Genomic DNA, 19,953 nt, shown 5'->3' with positions numbered 1-19,953 from the left:
GGGGCACAGCGTGCCCAATATGGGGTCGGAGCGAGAGAGAATGAGCGAACGGGAATCGATGCCGTATGACGTCGTGATTGTCGGCGGCGGGCCTGCCGGCCTCGCAGCGGCGATCCGCCTCAAGCAGGTCAATTCCGAGATATCGGTCTGTATCCTCGAAAAAGGCTCGGAAATCGGCGCCCACATCCTCTCGGGCGCGGTGGTCGATCCCAAGGCGCTGGATGAACTGCTGCCCGAATGGCGAGAGGCGGGCTGCCCGATGGCGGAAACCCCTGTCACCGACAACTGGCACTGGGTGCTGACCCGCTCCGGCAAGACGGCGCTGCCGCACTGGCCGATGCCTCCCTTCATGTCGAACCACGGCAACTACACTGGCAGCCTTGGCAGCCTCTGCCGCTGGCTGGCCGATCAGGCGACCGAGCTCGGTGTCGAGATCTTCCCGGGCTTCCCCGCCGCCGAAATTCTCTACGACGACAAGGGCGCGGTGCGCGGCGTCGCCACTGGCGACATGGGCATCGCCAAGGATGGCAGCAAGAAGCCGGACTATCAGCCGGGCATGGAACTGCTTGCGAAATATACCCTGTTTGCAGAGGGTGCGCGCGGACACCTCACAAAGCAGCTCAAGGGCAAGTACGACCTTGAGCGCGATTGCCAGCCGCAAGTCTACGGCATCGGCATCAAGGAACTGTGGGACATCGATCCTGAAAAGCATGTGCCCGGCCGCGTGATCCACACGCAGGGCTGGCCGCTTTCGGAAAGCAATGCGTGGGGCGGCGGCTTCCTCTATCATCAGGCGAACAACCAAGTCGCCTTGGGCTTTGTTACCGCGCTCGATTACGCGAACCCTTACGTCTACCCTTACGAGGAATTCCAGCGCTGGAAGCAGCATCCGGCGATCCGCGCAATCCTCGAAGGTGGCCGCCGCGTTTCCTACGGCGCGCGGGCGATCAACGAAGGTGGCTGGCAGTCGGTGCCGCGCCTTGCTTTCCCGGGCGGTGCGCTCATCGGGTGCTCGGCAGGCTTCGTCAACGTGCCGCGCATCAAGGGCAGCCACACCGCGATGAAGAGCGGCATGCTCGCCGCCGAAGCGATTGCTGCTGCCATGGCCAATGGCCGCGAACAGGATGAGCTTGGCGAATATGACAGCGCCGTGCGGGAAAGCTGGATCGCCAAGGAATTGAAGCTCGTCCAGAACGCGCAGCCGCTGGTTGCCAAATTCGGCGGCTCGCTCGGCACCGTGCTGGCCGGTGCGGACATGTGGGCGCGCGTGCTCAAGGTGAATCCGATCGGCGCGATGAAGCACCACAAGGACAGCGAGCACACGATGCGCGCCGACCTGTTCAAGCCGATCGAATATCCCAAGCCCGACGGCGTGATCAGCTTCGACCGCCTGACCTCGGTCTCGTTCTCCTACACAAACCACGAGGAGGACCAACCGTGCCACCTCGTGCTCAAGGACCCGAGCGTTCCGACCGCGATCAATCTGCCGCTTTACGCCGGGCCTGAAGCACGCTTCTGCCCCGCTGGTGTCTATGAATTCCTCACCGGCGAGGACGGCAACCCGCGCCTCCAGATCAACGCGCAGAACTGCGTCCACTGCAAGACCTGCGACATCAAGGACACGACGCAGAACATCGAATGGGTGACGCCCGAAGGCGGCGGCGGCCCGAACTATCCGAACATGTGATGGAGCGGCGCGGTCTCATTCCTCCCCGGAACGGGGAGGGGGACCACCGAAGGTGGTGGAGGGGCACCCAGCGTGATCACCGGACCTTGTGACACGGTTAAACGGGCCCGCAAGCTGCGCAGCGAGATGAGCCTTCCCGAAGGCATACTTTGGCGGGCGCTCAGGGAACGGCCCGGCGATTTCAAGTTTCGCCGACAACACCCGGCGAGTGTGTACGTGCTCGATTTTTACTGTGCGGCGGCAAAGCTGGCCATCGAGGTTGATGGCTTCGCCCATGACTCAGTCGATGCCGCCAAGCGTGATGCGGCACGCTCCCATTTTCTCCGGTCGCAGGGCGTGGCGACGCTAAGGGTCCCAGCTAAAGTGATTCTCGAAGACCTGAACCTAGCCATTCGCCGAATAAACGAAGTTTGTGCCGAACGTGCGGCAAAGCTCGCGCCCAACCGCGCCGTGCCCCTCCACCATCCTGCGGATGGTCCCCCTCCCCCGATGGGGGAGGAATAAGTGCGCGAAACCGCCTACGCCAAGATCAACCTTGCGCTCCACATCAGGCGGCGGCGCGAGGATGGCTATCACGAGCTCGAGACGCTGTTCGCGTTCGTCGATGCGGGCGATGAACTGGCAGCGGAACCTGCGGGCGCAGACAGCCTTCATGTGGTGGGCGAGTTTGCCACCGGACTCTCCGATCCTTTCGGCAATATCGTCGCCAAAGCCTTGAATTCCTTGCCCCACGTCAAGGGTTGGGCCGTGACGCTCGAGAAGCGGCTACCCGTCGCGGCAGGTCTCGGCGGCGGTTCGGCCGATGCCGGCGCGGTTTTCCGCATGGTCGAGCGGGAGCACGGGCTGCCGGATGATTGGCACGCCCGCGCTGCGAAGCTTGGGGCAGATGTGCCTGCATGCGTGCTCAGCACGGCCTGCATCGGGCGCGGCACCGGCACCGAGCTTGAACCCGTTCCCAACGATCTCGCCGGAACCCCGGTCCTTCTCGTCAATCCGCGCATCCCGCTCGCCACAAGGCCGGTGTTCCAGGGCTGGGACGGGATCGACCGCGGCCCCATGCCATCAGGCGATCTGCGCACAATCGCGCACGAAGGCCGCAACGATCTGGAACCCAGCGCCATCGCGCTCGTTCCCGAAATCGCTGACGTCATTGATGCGCTTGCCGCGAGCGGCGCATGGCTTGCCCGCATGTCCGGCTCGGGCGCTACCTGCTTTGCGCTCTACGACACGCCGGAGGCGCGCGACGCTGCTGCCAAGACAATGCCAGCGGCATGGTGGCATCTTGCTGGCAGGCTTCGCTAACCCCATCCCGTTCGTGTCGAGCCAAGTCGAGGCACTATACGCCGTGGGTGGTGTCTCGACTTCGTTCGACACGAAAGGCTAAGGGAAATCATGAAGTCTGAAGCCTACGAAATCCTCGGCACCCCGCGTTTCGGCGGCATTCTCGTCGTGTCCGATCACGCCTCGAACCGGGTTCCGGCCGATATCGATCTCGGCATCGATCTCGCGCTGCTGGATCAGCACATTGCCGTCGATATCGGCGTTGCCGGTGTGGCTGCCCATATGGCCCAGCGCCCCGGAATCGCCGCGTTCCTGGGCGGGGTCAGCCGTCTCGTATGCGATTTCAACCGCGACGAGCACGGCCCCACCGTCTGCCCCATTGCCAGTGACGGCCATGCCATTCCCGGCAATGCGCTTGATCATGCCGGCCACGAAGCCCGCCTCGCGCGCTTCTACCGGCCCTACCATGAAGCGCTCGCGGCGCTGCTCGACTCGGCACCGCCCGCGCTGATCCTCTCGCTCCACAGTTTTACGCCGCAGCTTGCCAGCGATCCCGCGCAGCAGCGGCCCTGGCAGGTCGGCGTGCTCTACAACGAAGACGACCGCGCCGCGCGCCTCGCGATTCCGTTGCTAGAAGCCGAAGGCCTCGTCGTCGGCGATCAGGAACCCTATTCGGGCCGCCTTCTCAACGCGACGATGAACCGCCACGCCGAGGCCGAAGGGCGGCCCTATTTCGGCATCGAGGTGCGGCAGGACCAGATTGCGGACCCTGCCAACCACGCCTTGTGGGCCGAACGCCTCGCCCGCATCGCCAATCAGGTTGCCATCGCGCTCGGCACATAAGGGTGATCCGCAGGATGGTTGCGGAGATTACTTTCGACCCGAAAGCCCGCTTGCGGTAGGTGCGCTGCATGATCGCCTGCGGGCGAATCCCAATCTTCGAGAGAGAATGCCAATGCCGGTCTATCGTTCCAGAACCACCACCCACGGCCGCAACATGGCGGGCGCGCGCGGCCTGTGGCGCGCTACGGGCATGAAGGACAGCGACTTCGGCAAGCCGATCATCGCTGTCGTCAACAGCTTCACCCAGTTCGTGCCCGGCCACGTCCACCTCAAGGACCTCGGCCAACTCGTCGCGCGCGAGATCGAGGCGGCAGGCGGCGTCGCCAAGGAATTCAACACGATCGCGGTCGATGATGGCATCGCCATGGGCCACGACGGGATGCTCTATTCGCTCCCCAGCCGCGATCTCATTGCCGACAGCGTGGAGTACATGGTCAACGCGCACTGCGCCGATGCCATGGTCTGCATCTCGAACTGCGACAAGATCACCCCCGGCATGCTGATGGCCGCGATGCGCATCAATGTGCCCGCGGTGTTTGTTTCGGGCGGGCCGATGGAGGCGGGCAAGGTTGTCCTCAACGGTAAGGAAGTCGCGCTCGATCTCGTGGACGCGATGGTCGCGGCTGCGGACGACAAGTATACCGACGAAGAAGTCACGGCGATCGAGCGTTCGGCGTGCCCGACCTGCGGTTCGTGCTCGGGCATGTTCACGGCCAACTCGATGAACTGCCTGACGGAGGCGCTCGGCCTCTCGCTCCCCGGCAACGGCTCGGTGCTGGCAACGCACGCCGACCGCGAGCGGCTGTTCCGCGAAGCGGGTCGCCGCGCGGTCGCGCTGTGCCGCAGCTACTACGAAGAGAACGACGAGAGCGTGCTCCCGCGCCAGATCGCCAGCTTCCGCGCGTTCGAGAACGCGATGAGCCTCGATATCGCGATGGGCGGGTCGACCAACACCGTGCTCCATCTGCTAGCGGCTGCGCACGAGGCCGGCGTCGACTTCACCATGGCCGATATCGACCGCCTTTCGCGCCGCGTGCCCTGCCTCTCCAAGGTCGCGCCGGCCAAGTCCGACGTCCACATGGAAGACGTTCATCGCGCAGGCGGGATCATGGCAATCCTAGGCCAATTGGAGCGGGCAGGGCTGCTCCACACCGACTTGCCCACCGTCCACAGCCCGACCATGGCGGCGGCGATCGAGAAGTGGGACATTTCTCGTAGCAATGACCCGCAAGTGCATGAATTCTTTAAGGCGGCACCCGGCGGCGTGCCGACACAGGTCGCCTTTAGCCAATCGCGCCGCTGGAAGGAACTCGATCTCGACCGCGAGACTGGCGTGATCCGTTCAGCCGAGCATGCCTTCAGCCAGGATGGCGGGCTTGCCGTCCTCTTCGGCAACCTCGCTAAGGATGGCTGCATCGTGAAGACGGCGGGCGTCGACGAGAATATCCTCAAGTTCAGCGGTCCCGCCAAGGTTTACGAAAGCCAGGACGCTGCCGTCACCGCGATCCTCACCGGGCAGGTCGAAGCAGGGGACGTCGTCCTCATCCGCTACGAAGGCCCACGCGGCGGCCCGGGCATGCAGGAAATGCTCTATCCCACGAGCTACCTCAAGTCCAAGGGCCTCGGCGCGGCCTGCGCGCTCGTTACGGATGGACGCTTCTCGGGCGGCACCTCGGGCCTCTCCATTGGCCATTGCTCGCCCGAAGCGGCTGAGGGCGGCACGATCGGCCTTGTCGAAACGGGCGACCGCATCGAGATCGATATTCCCGCCCGCTCGATCAATCTCATGGTCGATGACGCCACGCTCGCCGAGCGCCGCAAGGCCGCCGAAGCGCGCGGATGGCAGCCGGTGAAGCCGCGCCCGCGCAAGGTCAGCCTCGCGCTTCAGGCCTATGCCCTGATGACGACCAGCGCCGCGCGCGGCGGTGTGCGCGATCTCTCCGGCATTGTCCGCACGAGCGGCACGCAGGATGCCGGCTGACCTAGACCAGGTCCTCGATGTCGCCGCGATGCGCGCCGCCGAAGCGGCCCTCATCGACGGCGGCATACCTGCGCAGACGCTGATGGAAGTGGCGGGCCGCGCGCTCGGGGAGTGGGCGCGGCGACTCGGGAGCGGGCGTCTGGTCACGGTGCTCTGCGGTCCCGGCAACAACGGCGGCGATGGTTACGTTGCGGCGCGCTACCTGATGGAACAGGGCGTTCCCGTCACCGTGATCGCCGCGCGTGAACCCCTGACGCCGGAGGCCCGCTCGGCGCGCGCGCTCTTCTTGGGCGAAGTCCATGCGCCCGGCGCGTTCCCAGCAGGCGCGGTGCTGCTCGATTGCCTTTTCGGCAGCGGCCTCTCGCGTCCCCTGCCGGACGACTTGTTTGCGCTGCTCACCGGTCTTGCGGATACCCACACTCTGCGCATCGCCGCCGATCTCCCCAGCGGGATCGAAGCGGATAGCGGCGCTGTGCTCAATCCCGGCCTTCCGACCTATAACGTAACGGTTGCGCTCGGCGCCTGGAAGCACGCGCACTATGCCATGCCCGCCGCTCCGCTGATGGGTGCGCTGCGGCTTGTCGATATCGGCGTGGCGGCGGTGCCGGGCGCAGCGCGGGTACTCGCCAAGCCTCGCATCGTGCCGCCTGCGCCGGATGCGCACAAGTACAAGCGCGGCCTGCTCGCGGTTGTCGCCGGCATGATGCCCGGCGCGGCGCTGCTCTCCGCCGAGGCCGCGCAGCGCTCCGGTGCGGGCTACGTCAAGCTGCTCGCACCCGCGCGGCCCGAAGGCGTCCCGCCTACGCTGGTCTGCGACGTCAGCGATCTTACCGCGCTCGCCGATCCGCGCATTGCTGCGCTGCTCGTCGGTCCGGGGCTGGGGAGGAGCGCCGAGGCCGCGGCCCGTCTTGCCGCTGCTCTTTCCGCAAATCGTCCCATCGTGATCGACGCGGACGCGCTGGTGCTGCTGCGCCCGGAAATCCCAGGCTTGGCACCACGCGTCCTCACCCCGCACGAAGGCGAAATGGCTGCGCTTGAAGCTGCTTTCGGCCTTGCCGCCACCGGCACCCGCCGCGCCCGCGCGCTGGCCTTGGCAAAGGCCGCGAAGGCCGTTGTCCTGCTCAAAGGCCCAGACAGCCTGATCGCCAGCCCCGGCGGTGACGTCATCGTCAGCCCCCGCGCTTCCGCCTGGCTTTCGGTCGCGGGCAGCGGCGACGTCCTTGCCGGGATTATAGCCAGCCGCTTGGCCGTCCACGGGGACGCCTTCCTCGCCGCGCAGCAAGGCCTGTGGCTCCATGGAGAAGCCGCGCGGCGGTGCGGGCCTGCCTTTACTGCCGGAGACCTTGCGGCCGCCACGGGTTATGCCCTAAGCGCCGCGTGTCCATGAACAACCCCGGCCTTATCATTCGCGTCGCCGCCAAGGGCGAAGGCCAGACGGTTGACGGCCGTTACGTTGCGCTTGCCGCGCCAGGTGATGTGCTCGAGGCGGACGGCACGCTGACGCCCGGTCCGGACCATGCCGCGCCTTCATGCCGGCACTTTCCGACCTGCGGGGGTTGCCAACTCCAGCACCTCTCGGAAAGCGCGCTCGCCGCTTATGTCGGTGGCCGGGTTGAGGGCGCTGCACGGGGGCAGGGCCTCGATCCGGGCGAAGTCGCGCCGCCGCACTTGTCCCCGCCAGCCACACGCCGCCGCGCCACGCTCCATGCGCAGGCCATCGGCAAGCGCGTCGTGCTGGGTTTTCGCGAGCAGGGTTCGCACAAGATCGTCGATTGTAAGGAATGCCCGGTCCTTGCGCCCGAGCTCGCCGCACTGATCGGCCCCTTGCGCCGCCTGCTCGAGACGCGCAGCGAGCGTAGCCTTTCCGTCGATATCGCGCTGACTTTGGCCGATCAGGGACCGACCGTCGATATGGCCGGCCTCAAGATGGAAGGGCTCGCGCAGACCGAAGGCTTGCTCGATTTCGCGCGCGACAACGGCGTCGCCCGCCTCACGCTCGATCAGGGTGATGGGCCCGAGACGGTTTGGGAGCCCGATCCCGTTACCGTAACGCTCGGAGGCGTGCCTGTCGGCCTGCCGCCCGGTGCGTTCCTGCAGGCCACGCATGATGGCGAAGAGGCGCTCATTGCCGCCGCCTGTGTGTGGCTAGCGAATGCGCCCACCATCGCCGATCTGTTCTCCGGCCTTGGCACTTTCGCCTTCGCGCTGGCGGGGCAGGGGGCAGGCACCAAAGTCCTCGCGGTCGAGGCTGCGCGCGATGCGCATATGGCCTGCCAGGCTGCCGCCCGAATGCACGGAAGGCCGGTCCACGCGCTTCACCGCGATCTGTTCCGCAATCCGCTTCAGAAGGCCGAGCTGGACCGGTTCGCTGCCGTCCTGCTCGATCCCCCCCGCGCCGGTGCGCGCGATCAGGTGGTGCAACTCGCCACGTCGGTGGTCCCGCGCATCGTTTATATCAGCTGCAACCCGGCCAGCTGGGCCAAGGATGCCGTCACTCTGATCGAGGGCGGGTATCGGCTCGCCGGGCTCGTGCCGGTGGGCCAGTTCCGCTGGTCCACCCACGTCGAGCTGGCGAGCCTGTTCGTCAGGCCGTAAATACCGCCATCGCGGCGTGCAGGATCAGCGCCATCAGCGCCAAGCTCGAAAGCGCGAACAGCGCAAAGCGCGACGCCACCTTGTTCACGGTCGACTGGAAGATCGAGTGGACCACACGCAGGCCCACATAGGCCCAGGCGATCATCAGATTGACCCCATCGCCCTGCTGAATCAGCGCCAGCACCAGCGCCACTGCATAGAACACTGTAGGTGCTTCATGCAGATGATTGTAATTGTGCGCTTTCCACTGGATGCTTGGCGATAGCAGGCCTTCCAGTTTGGCACCCGTCCAGCCCACATCGGCGTTGGGATCATCCGTCTTCGGCAGTGCCGTGATCGCGGGGATGCGGGTGGCATACATCCAGAACCACATCACCATCGTCCAGATCGCAAGCGCGACCACCGGCTTCAGGATTTCCATTCCCGTCATGTTTTGCTCCCCACAGTATTGCTGACACTGTGGTGAATAGGCCCGATTCGATTGTCAATTGCAACCGATCATCCCTCCGCGATCATTTTGGCAAACGCAGCCGGATCAACGTTCCCGCCGGAAAGGATCACCGCCGTCCGCCCGTCCGCCGGGACTTTGCCTGCCAGCACCGCCGCCAGCGCCGCCGCGCCGCCCGGCTCCACCACGAGACGGAGCTTGCTGAAGGCATAGCGCTGCGCCGCGCGCACTTCAGCCTCGCTCACCGCCACGCCGCGCATCCCGTGCGCGGTCATGACGGCAAAGTTGATTGGGAACGTCTCCATGGTTTGGAGGGCATCGCAGGCCGTCGGCGGCGGCGCGCTGCCGACACCTACAATGGCGCCTCCCGCCAGACTGCGGGTGACGTCATCCCAGCCTTCGGGTTCTACCGGCACGACCTCGGCATCGGGGCACGCCAGCGCCAGCCCCGATGCGAGCCCGCCGCCGCCACACGGAGCGACAATTCTTGTAGGCGCGCCGCCGGCAAAGCATTCCATCTGGCCTGCAAGCTCGATCCCGGTCGATCCCTGACCCTCGATCACCCAGGGATCGCCATAAGCGTGGACCAGCACCGAGCCCCGCTCGGCGCAAATCGCGGCGGCAATGGCATCGCGCGATTGGGTCAGCCGTTCGTATTGCACGACCTCAGCCCCCAACCGCCGCGTCTCGTTCAGCTTCACCGCAGGTGCATCGGCGGGCATCACGATCGTCGCGGCAATCCCCAGCCGCCGCGCCGACCAGGCTACGCCCTGCGCATGGTTGCCGCTCGAAACCGCGACCACGCCGCGCGTGCGCTCTTCCTCGGTCAGGTCGGTCATCCGGTGCCACGCGCCGCGGATCTTGAAAGCCCCCATCGGCTGAAGGCATTCGGCCTTGCACCAGATGGTTGGACCGCCATTCGGCAACTCCAGCGCCAGCAGGGGCGTATGCGGGACCAGCGCGCTCACTTTGACAGCCGCGCGCAGCACGCCTTCTCGAGTTGGGGCGCGCGTCGGTTCGCGGACCAAGGGGGCAGGGTTCATTTCGGGACTTGGGTTTGTCATGCCCATACCCTAAAGGCACCGCTTTCGAAGCGCCAGCAGACGCTGTGCCGATCCGGATTGGAGTTTCCCTATGGCCAAGGTCCTTGTCATCGGCGCAGGCGGCGTCGGCTCGGTTGCCGTTCACAAGATGGCGATGAACCCTGATATCTTCAGCGAAGTTGCGCTCGCCAGCCGCACTCTTGCGAAGTGCGACGCCATCGCCGCTTCGGTGAAAGAGCGCACCGGCCGCGATGTCGCGACCTACCAGCTCGACGCCGACGACGTCGCCGCCACCACCGCGCTGCTGAACGAACTCAAGCCCGCGCTCGTCGTCAACCTCGCGCTGCCCTATCAGGACCTCAACATCATGGAGGCCTGCCTCGCCGCCGGGGTCAACTACATGGACACCGCGAACTACGAGCCGATCGACGAGGCCAAGTTCGAATACAAGTGGCAGTGGGCCTATCAGGAGCGCTTCAAGGCTGCCGGCCTCACCGCGCTGCTCGGCTCGGGCTTCGATCCGGGCGTGACCTCGGTCTTCGCGACCTGGCTCAAGAAGCACAAGCTCGATTCGATCCGCACGCTTGATATCCTCGATTGCAACGGCGGCGATCACGGCCAGCCGTTTGCGACCAACTTCAACCCGGAAATCAACATCCGCGAAATCACTGCCCCGGCGCGCCGCTGGGAAAAGGGCGCGTGGGTGGAAACGCCGGCGCTCACCATCCGCCAGACCTTCGATTTCGAAGCGGTCGGCCCGAAGAATATGTACCTGATGTACCACGAGGAGCTCGAAAGCCTCGCGCATCACCTGCCCGAAATCGAGCGCATCCGCTTCTGGATGACCTTCGGCGATGCCTATATCACACACCTCACCGTGCTGCAGAACGTTGGCATGACGCGGATCGACCCCGTCCTGTACGAGGGCAAGGAGATCGTGCCGCTCCAGTTCCTCAAGGCCGTCCTGCCCGAACCCGCCAGCCTCGGCGCGCTCACCAAGGGCAAGACCAATATCGGTGATATCGCGACGGGCCTGAAGGACGGGGTGGAAAAGACCTTCTACATCTACAACATCTGCGATCACGAAGAGGCCTATGCCGAAACCGGCAACCAGGCGATCAGCTACACCACGGGCGTCCCCGCCATGATCGGTGCGGCCATGTTGGTGCAAGGCGTGTGGGGCGGGGCAGGTGTGTTCAACATCGAACAGTTCGATCCCGATCCCTATATGGACATGCTGAACAAGCACGGCCTGCCATGGCAGGTGAAGGAGCTTGAGGGGCCGCTGGAGTTCTGAGGGCATGCCGACTTCGCTCTGGCTTCCGCCGTTGATGCTGGTCGGCTCCAACATCGTGATGAACATTGCCTGGTACGCGCATCTCAAGGCGCCGCACCGGGCGCTGTGGATCGCGGTCCTCTCCAGTTGGGCGCTGGCGCTGTTTGAGTACATGCTCGCCGTGCCGGCCAACCGGATCGGGGCGAGCCGGTACTCGCTGGCGCAGTTGAAGACGATGCAGGAAGCGATCACCCTCGTGACCTTCGTGGGTGTTGCCTATTTCCTGTTCGGCACGCGGCCAAATCTGTCGCAGCTGGCAGGTTTCGTGTTGATCGTGGCCGGCGCGGCGCTCGTGTTCCGCTCGCCGTTTGGATGAAGGGACAGGACCGATGGAAACCAGAGCCGGTGATCCGGGCGCCTTTGCCCATTTCGACCTGACGCGCGTCGATAGCCCGGCCTTCGTGGTCGATGCCGCGCGCCTCAGGCAGAATCTGAGCATTCTCGCTGATGTGCGTGATCGGGCTGGCATTAAGGTCCTTGCCGCGCTCAAGGCTTTCTCGATGTGGCGGGTCGCGCCGCTGATCGGGGAATACCTTGACGGCGTGTGCACCTCTGGCCTGTGGGAATCGCGGCTTGCTGCAGACTACTATGCCGGTGAGATTGCCACCTACTGCGCAGCCTACAAGGCGGAGGACTTGCCCGAAATCCTTCAGCATTCGGATCATGTGATCTTCAATTCGCCCGGCCAGCATGCCCGCTTTGCCGCTGAAATCGCGGCCGCACGTGCTGCGGGTGAGCCATTCGATATCGGCTTGCGTATCAATCCCTTGCACGCGGAAGGTGAAGTGCCGCGTTATGATCCTTGCGCGCCGCATTCGCGCCTCGGGTTCCCGGTCGACCAGTTGTGCCCGGAGCACCTCGAAGGCGTCAGCGGCATCCATTTCCACACCCTGTGCGAGCAGGATTTCGAGCCGCTCGTACGCACCTGGGCCGCGCTGAAGCCCTATCTCGCGCCATACTTCGGCCAGCTCAAATGGCTGAACTTCGGCGGCGGCCATCACATCACCCGCGCCGACTATCAGCGCGACGAACTTGTCGCGTTCCTGCAAGCAGTTAGGGCCGAAACCGGCTGCGAGATCTACCTTGAGCCCGGCGAGGCCGTCGCGCTCGATGCGGGCATTCTCGTCGGCACCGTGCTTGATACCCACGTCAACGGCATGCAACTTGGCGTGACGGACATTTCCGCCACCTGCCACATGCCCGATGTCATTGAGGCGCCCTATCGCCCGGCCATGCTCGGTGAGCTGCCTATTGATGAATACGAGGATGGGGAAGGTGACGCCCCCGTCCGCCTCGGCGGCCCCTCGTGCCTCGCGGGTGACGTCATCGGCGATTACCGCAAGCCGGGCCTAGCCGAGCCCGGCACGCGCTTCGCCTTCCTTGATCAGGCGCACTATTCGATGGTCAAGACCACGACCTTCAACGGCGTGCCGCTCCCCTCGATCTGGCTGTGGGACAGCGAGACCGACGCGCTCGAATGCGTGAAGCGTTTTTCGTGGGAGGACTTCCGCGCCCGTCTTTCCTGAACCCGTTTCCTGAGGCATCGTCTCCGCCACGAAAAAACAAGGCGGAGAGATGAAAATGGCGGATGTGCAGCTGGACGGCGTGACCAGCGACCCTGTTATCATGGGCTGGATGGTCGGCGCCCCGCCGCCGCCTGAAAAGCGCATCCTTGGCGCGCGCGCCGATCACATGCGCTTCCCGATGATCCGCTGGTCCTATTCCAACATGCGCAGCTTCTGCCCCACCGCGCGCGTCGCAGCGAGCGGGGAAGGTACGCCGTTCCCGCGCGGGCTGCGCAAAGAGCTGGGCACTGTGCGCTTCACCCCGCTTGGTCTGGACGCAGAAATCAGCTTCGAAGATTCGCTGCTCTCAGCTTTCACCGATGGCATTCTCGTGCTTCACAGGGGTGAAGTCGTGTTCGAACGCTGGTTCGGCGTCACCGGCCCGGAAACGCGCCATATCGCCTTCTCGGTCACCAAGAGCTTTGTCGGCACGCTGGTCCAGATGCTGGTCGGCGAAGGGCGGATCGACCTTGCCGCGCGGGTGGACAGCGTGATCCCCGAACTCGCCCCCAGCGGCTTCGGCAGCGCCACCATCGGCCAGGTCCTCGACATGACGACGGCGCTCGATTTCTCCGAGGAGTACGGCAATCCCAACTCCGGGATCGGGGCCTACAGCGCCGCGCTCGGCCTCACCCCGCGACCGGCGAGCTACAGCGGGCCGCACAACTTGTGGGACTATCTCACCACCGTCCCCGGGCAGGGCACCCACGGGGCAGGTTTCGTCTACCGCACGCCCAACACCGATGTGCTGGCCTGGATCATCACCCGAGTCACCGGCAAACCCTTCACGCAGGTCCTATCAGAGCGCCTGTGGCAGCCGCTCGGCATGCTCGGCGATGCAGACCTCATTGTTGATGAAGCCGGCGCGCCTTTCGCCGGCGGGGGCCTCAATCTGCGGCTCGAGGATCTCGCCCGCTTTGGTGAGGCGCTGCGCCTCGGCGGGCTCGGCGTGATCCCGGCGGCGGATGTCGAACGCATCCGGAAGGGCGGCGATCCGGAGCGCTTCCACAAGGCAGCCTATCCGCTGCTGGGCGGGTGGAGCTATGGCAGCCAGTGGTGGCATGCACACGATAACCACGGCTGTTTCAGCGCGCGCGGGATTCACGGGCAGACCCTGTGGATCGACCCTGTGGCAGAAATGGTGGTCGCGCGATTCGCCTCGCACCCCACGGCAGCAAACGGTGCGAACGACCCGCACTCGCTGCCGGCATGGCGTGCGCTCGCGCAAGCCTTGATGGCTTAAGGTTTTCCGCGCCTCGCCCCGAAACTGTTTCACCTTTGTGACATCAACGTGAGGTGCCCATTTTTTCACTTGATGTTCAGGGCGGGGGGGCTATTTACCCCCTCGCTGCCCCATGGGGACTTCCAAACCGCAAGGCAGCTTTGTCGCATTTTTCCGTTTGGGGGTCCCTTGAGTTGCACATCCATCCTGATGCATTGGCTGTAGTCGGCGCAGCCGCGCCCGACCAACCTGCCATTCTGAACCGTCCGCACGCTGCGGCGCGCGCTGCCCGTTTCTTCGTCGAGAAGTTTCCGGGGCGCTCGCTCTATGCGGTCAAGGCCAATCCCTCACCGGAATTGCTCCGCGTGCTGTGGGATGCCGGGATCACGCATTACGACGTGGCTTCGGTTGCCGAGGTGCGCATGGCGCGCGCGGCGCTGCCCGATGCCACGCTGTGTTTCATGCATCCGGTCAAGACGCCGAGCGCGATCGTCGAGGCTTACCGTGACCACGGTGTGCGCGTGTTCAGCCTCGATTCGATCGAGGAACTGGAAAAGATCCGCGAAGCGACCACGACGGCCAATGGCGGCGTGCTGCCTGAGGATCTGACGCTGTGCGTGCGCCTGCGTGTCTCGTCTGAAGGCTCCGAGCTCAGCCTCGCCTCGAAGTTCGGCTGCGATCTCACTGGCGCTGGCGAACTTTTGCAGGCCACGCGTCAGGTCGCCGATTCGCTCGGTGTGTGCTTCCATGTCGGCAGCCAGTCGATGAGCCCCCACGCCTATGTCCAGGCGCTCGAGCGCGTCCGCGCGGCGATCGTCGATGCATCGGTCACGGTCGACATCATCGATGTCGGCGGCGGCTTCCCGTCGATCTACCCGGGCATGGAACCGCCCCCGCTGGAAGATTACTTCGGCGTGATCGACCGCACCTATGAATCGCTGCCGGTGTCCTACTCGGCCGAGCTGTGGTGCGAGCCGGGCCGCGCGCTTTGTGCGGAGTACAACTCGATGATCGTGCGCGTCGAACGGCGCCGGGGCACCGAACTGTTCATCAACGACGGCGCCTATGGCGCGCTGTTCGATGCCGCACACGTGGGCTGGCGCTTCCCCGTCCGGCTGCTGCGTGAGAGCGCGGCGAACGAGGACGAAGAGACCGAACAGGCTGACTTCAGCTTCTGGGGTCCGACCTGCGACGACATGGACCACATGGAAGGGCCCTTCGCGCTTCCGACGGACATCAAGGCTGGCGATTTCATCGAGATCGGCATGCTCGGAGCCTACGGCGCAGCCATGAAGACCGCGTTCAACGGCTTCGGCGCGACCGAGGTCTTCGAAGTCTCGGACGAGCCGATGGCCAGCCAGTACCGCGGTGATCGCCGCGATCCGCGCGTATCGGACAACGTCGTCTCGCTGCGCTGACAAGCAAGAACACCGGTTGAAGTCCGGGTCGCAAAGGAAAGGCCCCGCGATCACTCGCGGGGCCTTTCTCGTTTGGGGTTGTGCCGTGCGGGGAGCGGACTTGTGGTCCGCTCCCCCGTAAGGTCAGAGTATCAGAACTTGGCGCGGAAGCCCGCGTAGAACGACGTCCCGCTCGTTTCGGTCGGATAGGTGGTCGAACCGAGATCGGGCTGCTGGTTGAACAGGTTGTTCACGCCGCCGTAGAACTCCATCTTCTTGTTGACGGTGAAGTTGGCCGAGATGTTGTGTACCCAGCGCTGCTTGTACCAGGCGTACTTGGGATCTACGTAGGTCGGATTGCCCGCCAGGCGGTCGGCCGAGTAGCGCAGGGTCTTGTCCCACCACGAAAGGCTGTAGTTGAAGCCGAACGCCCCGCGCTGGTAGCTCGCGCTGACAAAGGCCTGGTACTGCGGCTGATAGGTCTCGCCCAGCGTGCTGCGCGGCTCGGCTCCCGGCGAATCCACGAAGGTAAGCTTGTTCAAATAGTTGCCGACGAGCTTGAGCTGGAACTCGCCCAACTTCTCGATCGAGAAGTTGTAGTTGATGTTGAGTTCCAGGCCCGAGGTCCGGAACGCGGCAACGTTCTGCGGGGAAACCGTGTAATCGACGATCAGACCGGTCCCCGGCTGCCGCTTGATCGCAGCGCAGAAAGGGTTGTCGATCGTTGCCTGATCAACGCAGAGCTCCGCCAGCTTCTGGGCGTCGACCGTGTTGATCGCCTGCTTGAGCTTGATGTCATACCAGTCGATCGCGATGGCGAGGCCGCGGATGAAGCTCGGCTGCAGCACCACACCGGCCGTCCAGGTCCGCGCCTTCTCGGGTTGCAGATTGGCATTGCCGCTGCTGATGCCCGGGACGTTCACCGTGCGGGTGTCCTCGAACCCGGCGATCTGCGCTGGGGTAAGGCCTGCAGCGGTCAGGACCGCCTGACAGTTGGCTGGACGGGTCGATTTGCCCAGCCCTTGGTTCGAGGGCAGGCACGGATCGTCGAAGAAGGTGAAGGTCTGCCCGGCCGCGCCATAAAGTTCGCCAATATTGGGCGCACGGACGGCCTGCGAGATCGTGCCACGGAAGCGGATATCACGCACCGGCGCCCAAGCTGCGTCGACCTTCCAGGTCGTGGCGCCACCGGTCGACGAGTAGTCCGCATAACGCACCGCGCCGCTGATATCGAGGACATAGGCCAACGGCTTGTCCTTGAGAAGCGGAAGGTCGAGTTCGCCGAACACTTCCTTCACATCGAACTTGCCTTGACTGATCCCCAGCTTGTTGGAGAATGTCAGGCCCTGTTGCTCCAACTCGTCGGGAACGAACCGCGAGCTTTCCTTGCGGTATTCACCGCCAACCACGAAGCCCACCGGACCGCCGGGAAGCGAGAAGAAGCCGCGCGTGTCTCCAGACAACGAAGCGTTCACAACGTGCTGGGTGATGCGCGAACGCTCGGTGGTGTTGGCACGGACAAAATCGACACCGGCCGGGTCGCTTACGCCCTCACCAAAAAGATTGATGGGCCGGCATTCACCCGGTTGGAACGTCACCGCGCTTCCGGCGGTGGGATCGAGGTTGATCCGGCAGGTCACCTGACCGGTCGCCGGATCGCGTACCGCATCGAGCGCGGCGTTGAAGCGGTCGGTGTAGCGGTCGTTGACGAAGCGGTTGGTCACGGTCGTGCGACCGAACACATAGGACACTTCATAGTGCAGCGAGGATGAGAGATCGCCCTCGGCCCCGATTACCGAGCGGAAGGTATCGCGCTTGATGTTTTCGCCGCGCTGGCCAAGGTCGAAGTTATCCCGCGTGACCAGCACGCCGCCGAGCTCGGGATCGATCGCTGAACGAATGCTCGCCGGGATGTAGGGGTTATCTTCCGGCACATAGATGTAATAGTCGAACGTCGGCTGACCGAGCGAATACGACTTGGTCGCTGCGTACTTGGCTTCGGCAAAGAGCTTGAAGGCGCTCGACACTTCGTAGCGCGCATTGAGATTGACCACATGGCGCGTAATCGCGGGCAACAGATCGTTGCCATAGTCAGAGACGAGCGTGTCGTCGCTCCCGCGCGAATAGCCGCCGGGGATCGATTGGCCGAGGTTGTAGGGCTTGCCGTCGCCGCGGTAGTCCGGCACGCCGTCGAAGTTGACATCGACCGCGCCCATGCGCGACGACCATTCGTAGCGCACGTCGTTCAGCGGGATGCGGCTGTAAACGCCCGGGGTATTGGGCGTGTAGTCCGGGTTGCGGTAGAAGCCGATCGAACGCGATCCCGTGTACTGCGGGCGATCCCGCGTCTGCAGCCGGTCGCTGTCGCCGAATTCATACGCCAGCGTCACGTTGCCTCGCCCGCCGTCGAAATTGTGCCCGGCGGTGATGGCTGCGAACCGGTCGCCAGAATCGCCGTACCTGCTGATCCCGGCCTGTGCTTGCGCGCTCACGCCCTCGAAGTTCTGCTTGAGAACGAAGTTGACCACCCCGGTCACGCCGTCCGCACCATAAATGGCCGAGGCGCCGCCGGTCAGCACGTCCACGCGCTCGATCAGGCTGACGGGGATCGTGTTGATGTCGACTGCCTGCGAGCCTTCGACACCGGCAACCTGGCGGCGGCCATTGATCAGCACCAGCGTGCGATCGACACCCAAATTGCGCAGATTGAGCAGATTCAGGCCGGTGTAGCCGATGCCGGCCCGGTCACCTGAGTTGTCACGCGAAGTTGATGAACCGACAAGCGCGGGCAGCGCAGTGGTCAGGAAGGTCGTGACATTGGTGACACCTTGCTTTTCGAGCAGGTCTTTCCCGAACGAAACCGTCGGGCTCGCGGTCTGGTAATCCGGGCGGCGCAGGCGCGTGCCGGTCACCACGATGCTCTCAGGTGGCGGGGCATCGGCGGCCGCAGCAGCATCGGGCTGCGGCTCTGCCTGTGCATAGGCAAGGGTGGGTAGGACGCCGACGAGAGCTAGCGTGGAAACGGCAAGATTGAGCGCGGTGCGTGACGAACGATTGCGGAACATGACTTCCCCCATGCAGAAGATCCAAAATGGCTGGAACGTGACGGTCGTTCAAGTCATTGAATCTTATCAACTGCTTTAACTTACGTAAGTGATGCATCCCTGCCACATGGCAAGGGTACTGCACGAACGCAGCAACAGTTTGTCGCAGTGGGAAATTTCTCCAGCCACCCGGCCTTAGGTGCATTTACCTATCGGCCTGGCGGCGCAGGCAAGGCGGGTTCAGGCGGCCTTGCGCTTCTCCAGTTCAAGGCGCTGCCAGATTTCGACCAGCGCATCGGTCAGTTCGATCATCATCGCTTCGGTGTGCGCCGGCCCCGGCGTGAAGCGCAGGCGCTCGGTCCCGCGCGGCACGGTGGGATAGTTGATCGGCTGCACGTAGACGCCGTATTCAGCGAGCAGGATATCACTCACCTTCTTGGCGCGCACGGGATCGCCGACCATCAGCGGCACGATATGCGTGGTCGAAGGCATGACCGGCAGGCCCGCATCGGCAAAGGCCTGCTTGAGGAACGCGGCGGCGGCCTGCTGGCCTTCGCGCTCGACGCTTGAGGCCTTGAGGTGGCGCACCGCCGCCAGCACGCCCGCCGCCAGCACGGGCGAAAGCGAGGTGGTGAAGATGAAGCCCGGAGCATAGCTCCTGATCACGTCGATGATCCGCGAATCCGCCGCGATATAGCCACCCATCACGCCGAAGGCCTTGCCCAGCGTGCCCTCGATGATGTCGATGCGGTGCGCGGCCTCGTCGCGCTCGGAAATGCCGCCGCCGCGCGCACCGTACATTCCGACCGCGTGGACTTCGTCGATGTAGGTGAGGGCGTTGTACTTCTCGGCCAGGTCGCAGATCGCGTGGATCGGGGCGACGTCGCCGTCCATCGAATAGACGCTTTCAAACGCGATCAGCTTGGGAATCGCTGGATCGCACTCGGCCAGCAGTTCTTCCAGATGCGCCACGTCGTTGTGGCGGAACACGCGCTTCTCTGCGCCCGAATTGCGGATGCCGGCGATCATGCTGGCGTGGTTGAGCTCATCGGAAAAGATCACGCAGCCGGGCAGTATCTTGGCAAGCGTCGAAAGCGTGGCGTCGTTCGAGACATAGCCGCTGGTGAACAGCAGCGCGCCCTGCTTGCCGTGCAGATCGGCGAGTTCGGCCTCAAGATCGACGTGATAATGGGTGTTGCCGCCGATGTTGCGCGTACCGCCGGAGCCTGCGCCCACATCGTGCAGCGCTTCCTCCATTGCGCCGATGACCTTGGGGTGCTGGCCCATCGCAAGGTAATCGTTCGAGCACCACACGGTGATCGGCTTGGGGCCATTGTGCCCGGCAAAGCAGCGGGCATTCGGGTAGGCACCCTTGTTGCGCAGAATGTCGATAAAGACGCGGTAACGACCTTCCGTATGCAGACGCTCGATCGCGGAATCGAAAACCTGATCGTAATTCACCCACGGCTCCCTATGAACCAGTTGTCACGCACATCTGCGCCATGCGCGCC

The 19,953-nt window shown here is 64.5% G+C and carries 16 protein-coding genes; 12 read left to right on the top strand and 4 right to left on the bottom strand.

Annotation, left to right across the window (positions count from 1 at the left end; genetic code table 11):
* The first annotated feature begins 40 nt into the window (after nt 1–40).
* The 7 genes from ACODS2_RS15735 to ACODS2_RS15705 all read left to right on the top strand — a co-directional run bounded on the left by ACODS2_RS15735 (nt 41) and on the right by ACODS2_RS15705 (nt 8,387).
* Nucleotides 41–1,687, top strand: a complete 1,647-nt coding sequence (locus ACODS2_RS15735) for an electron transfer flavoprotein-ubiquinone oxidoreductase (RefSeq protein ID WP_488999681.1) — start codon at nt 41–43, stop codon at nt 1,685–1,687.
* A 72-nt stretch (nt 1,688–1,759) separates the two neighbouring features.
* Nucleotides 1,760–2,191: an endonuclease domain-containing protein gene (locus tag ACODS2_RS15730; protein WP_488999680.1), complete on the top strand. Its 432-nt coding sequence runs from the start codon at nt 1,760–1,762 to the stop codon at nt 2,189–2,191.
* Nucleotides 2,192–2,989 carry a 4-(cytidine 5'-diphospho)-2-C-methyl-D-erythritol kinase gene (locus ACODS2_RS15725; RefSeq protein ID WP_488999679.1) on the top strand — a complete coding sequence of 266 codons (798 nt, stop codon included), beginning with the start codon at nt 2,192–2,194 and terminating at the stop codon, nt 2,987–2,989.
* A 90-nt stretch (nt 2,990–3,079) separates the two neighbouring features.
* The gene (locus ACODS2_RS15720; protein ID WP_488999678.1) at nt 3,080–3,811 is read left to right on the top strand and encodes an N-formylglutamate amidohydrolase; all 732 of its coding nucleotides are present in this window, start codon (nt 3,080–3,082) and stop codon (nt 3,809–3,811) included.
* 112 nt (nt 3,812–3,923) lie between these two features.
* The gene (ilvD, locus tag ACODS2_RS15715; RefSeq protein WP_488999677.1) at nt 3,924–5,792 is read left to right on the top strand and encodes a dihydroxy-acid dehydratase; all 1,869 of its coding nucleotides are present in this window, start codon (nt 3,924–3,926) and stop codon (nt 5,790–5,792) included.
* Entirely contained in the window at nt 5,782–7,179 is a 1,398-nt protein-coding gene (locus ACODS2_RS15710) for an NAD(P)H-hydrate dehydratase (RefSeq protein WP_488999676.1), read from the top strand. The genes ilvD and ACODS2_RS15710 overlap by 11 nt, the downstream gene beginning before the upstream one ends.
* Entirely contained in the window at nt 7,176–8,387 is a 1,212-nt protein-coding gene (locus ACODS2_RS15705) for a class I SAM-dependent RNA methyltransferase (RefSeq protein WP_488999858.1), read from the top strand. The genes ACODS2_RS15710 and ACODS2_RS15705 overlap by 4 nt, the downstream gene beginning before the upstream one ends.
* On the opposite strand, the gene ACODS2_RS15700 is transcribed toward ACODS2_RS15705, so the two are convergent.
* Together ACODS2_RS15700 and ACODS2_RS15695 are read right to left on the bottom strand one after the other, a co-directional pair.
* Nucleotides 8,377–8,817, bottom strand: a complete 441-nt coding sequence (locus ACODS2_RS15700; protein ID WP_488999675.1) for an MAPEG family protein — start codon at nt 8,815–8,817, stop codon at nt 8,377–8,379. The two genes, ACODS2_RS15705 and ACODS2_RS15700, sit on opposite strands and share 11 nt — an antisense overlap.
* A 68-nt stretch (nt 8,818–8,885) precedes the next feature.
* A complete protein-coding gene (locus ACODS2_RS15695) occupies nt 8,886–9,899 on the bottom strand; it encodes a threonine ammonia-lyase (RefSeq protein WP_488999674.1) in 1,014 nt (337 codons plus the stop codon).
* A 70-nt stretch (nt 9,900–9,969) separates the two neighbouring features.
* On the opposite strand from ACODS2_RS15695, the gene ACODS2_RS15690 reads away from it, so the two are divergent.
* The 5 genes from ACODS2_RS15690 (at nt 9,970) to ACODS2_RS15670 (ending at nt 15,419) form a co-directional block, all read left to right on the top strand.
* On the top strand, nt 9,970–11,175 hold the full coding sequence (locus ACODS2_RS15690; protein WP_488999673.1) for a saccharopine dehydrogenase family protein: 1,206 nt from the start codon (nt 9,970–9,972) through the stop codon (nt 11,173–11,175).
* Nucleotides 11,176–11,179: 4 nt separating this feature from the next.
* Nucleotides 11,180–11,530 carry a DMT family protein gene (locus tag ACODS2_RS15685; protein WP_298169990.1) on the top strand — a complete coding sequence of 117 codons (351 nt, stop codon included), beginning with the start codon at nt 11,180–11,182 and terminating at the stop codon, nt 11,528–11,530.
* 13 nt (nt 11,531–11,543) lie between these two features.
* Entirely contained in the window at nt 11,544–12,740 is a 1,197-nt protein-coding gene (locus ACODS2_RS15680) for a carboxynorspermidine decarboxylase (protein WP_488999672.1), read from the top strand.
* Between the two features lie 49 nt (nt 12,741–12,789).
* Complete coding sequence (locus tag ACODS2_RS15675; protein WP_488999671.1) at nt 12,790–14,022, top strand: serine hydrolase domain-containing protein; 1,233 nt, start codon at nt 12,790–12,792, stop codon at nt 14,020–14,022.
* A 173-nt stretch (nt 14,023–14,195) separates the two neighbouring features.
* Complete coding sequence (locus ACODS2_RS15670) at nt 14,196–15,419, top strand: type III PLP-dependent enzyme (protein WP_488999670.1); 1,224 nt, start codon at nt 14,196–14,198, stop codon at nt 15,417–15,419.
* Nucleotides 15,420–15,550: 131 nt separating this feature from the next.
* On the opposite strand, the gene ACODS2_RS15665 is transcribed toward ACODS2_RS15670, so the two are convergent.
* Nucleotides 15,551–18,463 (bottom strand): TonB-dependent receptor domain-containing protein, encoded by a 2,913-nt coding sequence (locus ACODS2_RS15665; RefSeq protein ID WP_488999669.1) that lies wholly within the window; start codon nt 18,461–18,463, stop codon nt 15,551–15,553.
* A 219-nt stretch (nt 18,464–18,682) separates the two neighbouring features.
* The gene (gene hemA, locus ACODS2_RS15660; protein WP_488999668.1) at nt 18,683–19,903 is read right to left on the bottom strand and encodes a 5-aminolevulinate synthase; all 1,221 of its coding nucleotides are present in this window, start codon (nt 19,901–19,903) and stop codon (nt 18,683–18,685) included.
* Between the last annotated feature and the right edge of the window lie 50 nt (nt 19,904–19,953).

The sequence above is a fragment of the Novosphingobium sp. FG137 genome (assembly GCF_057809735.1).
Note: the sequence above shows the minus strand (reverse complement) of the source record. Positions and strands in the feature narration are given on the sequence as shown.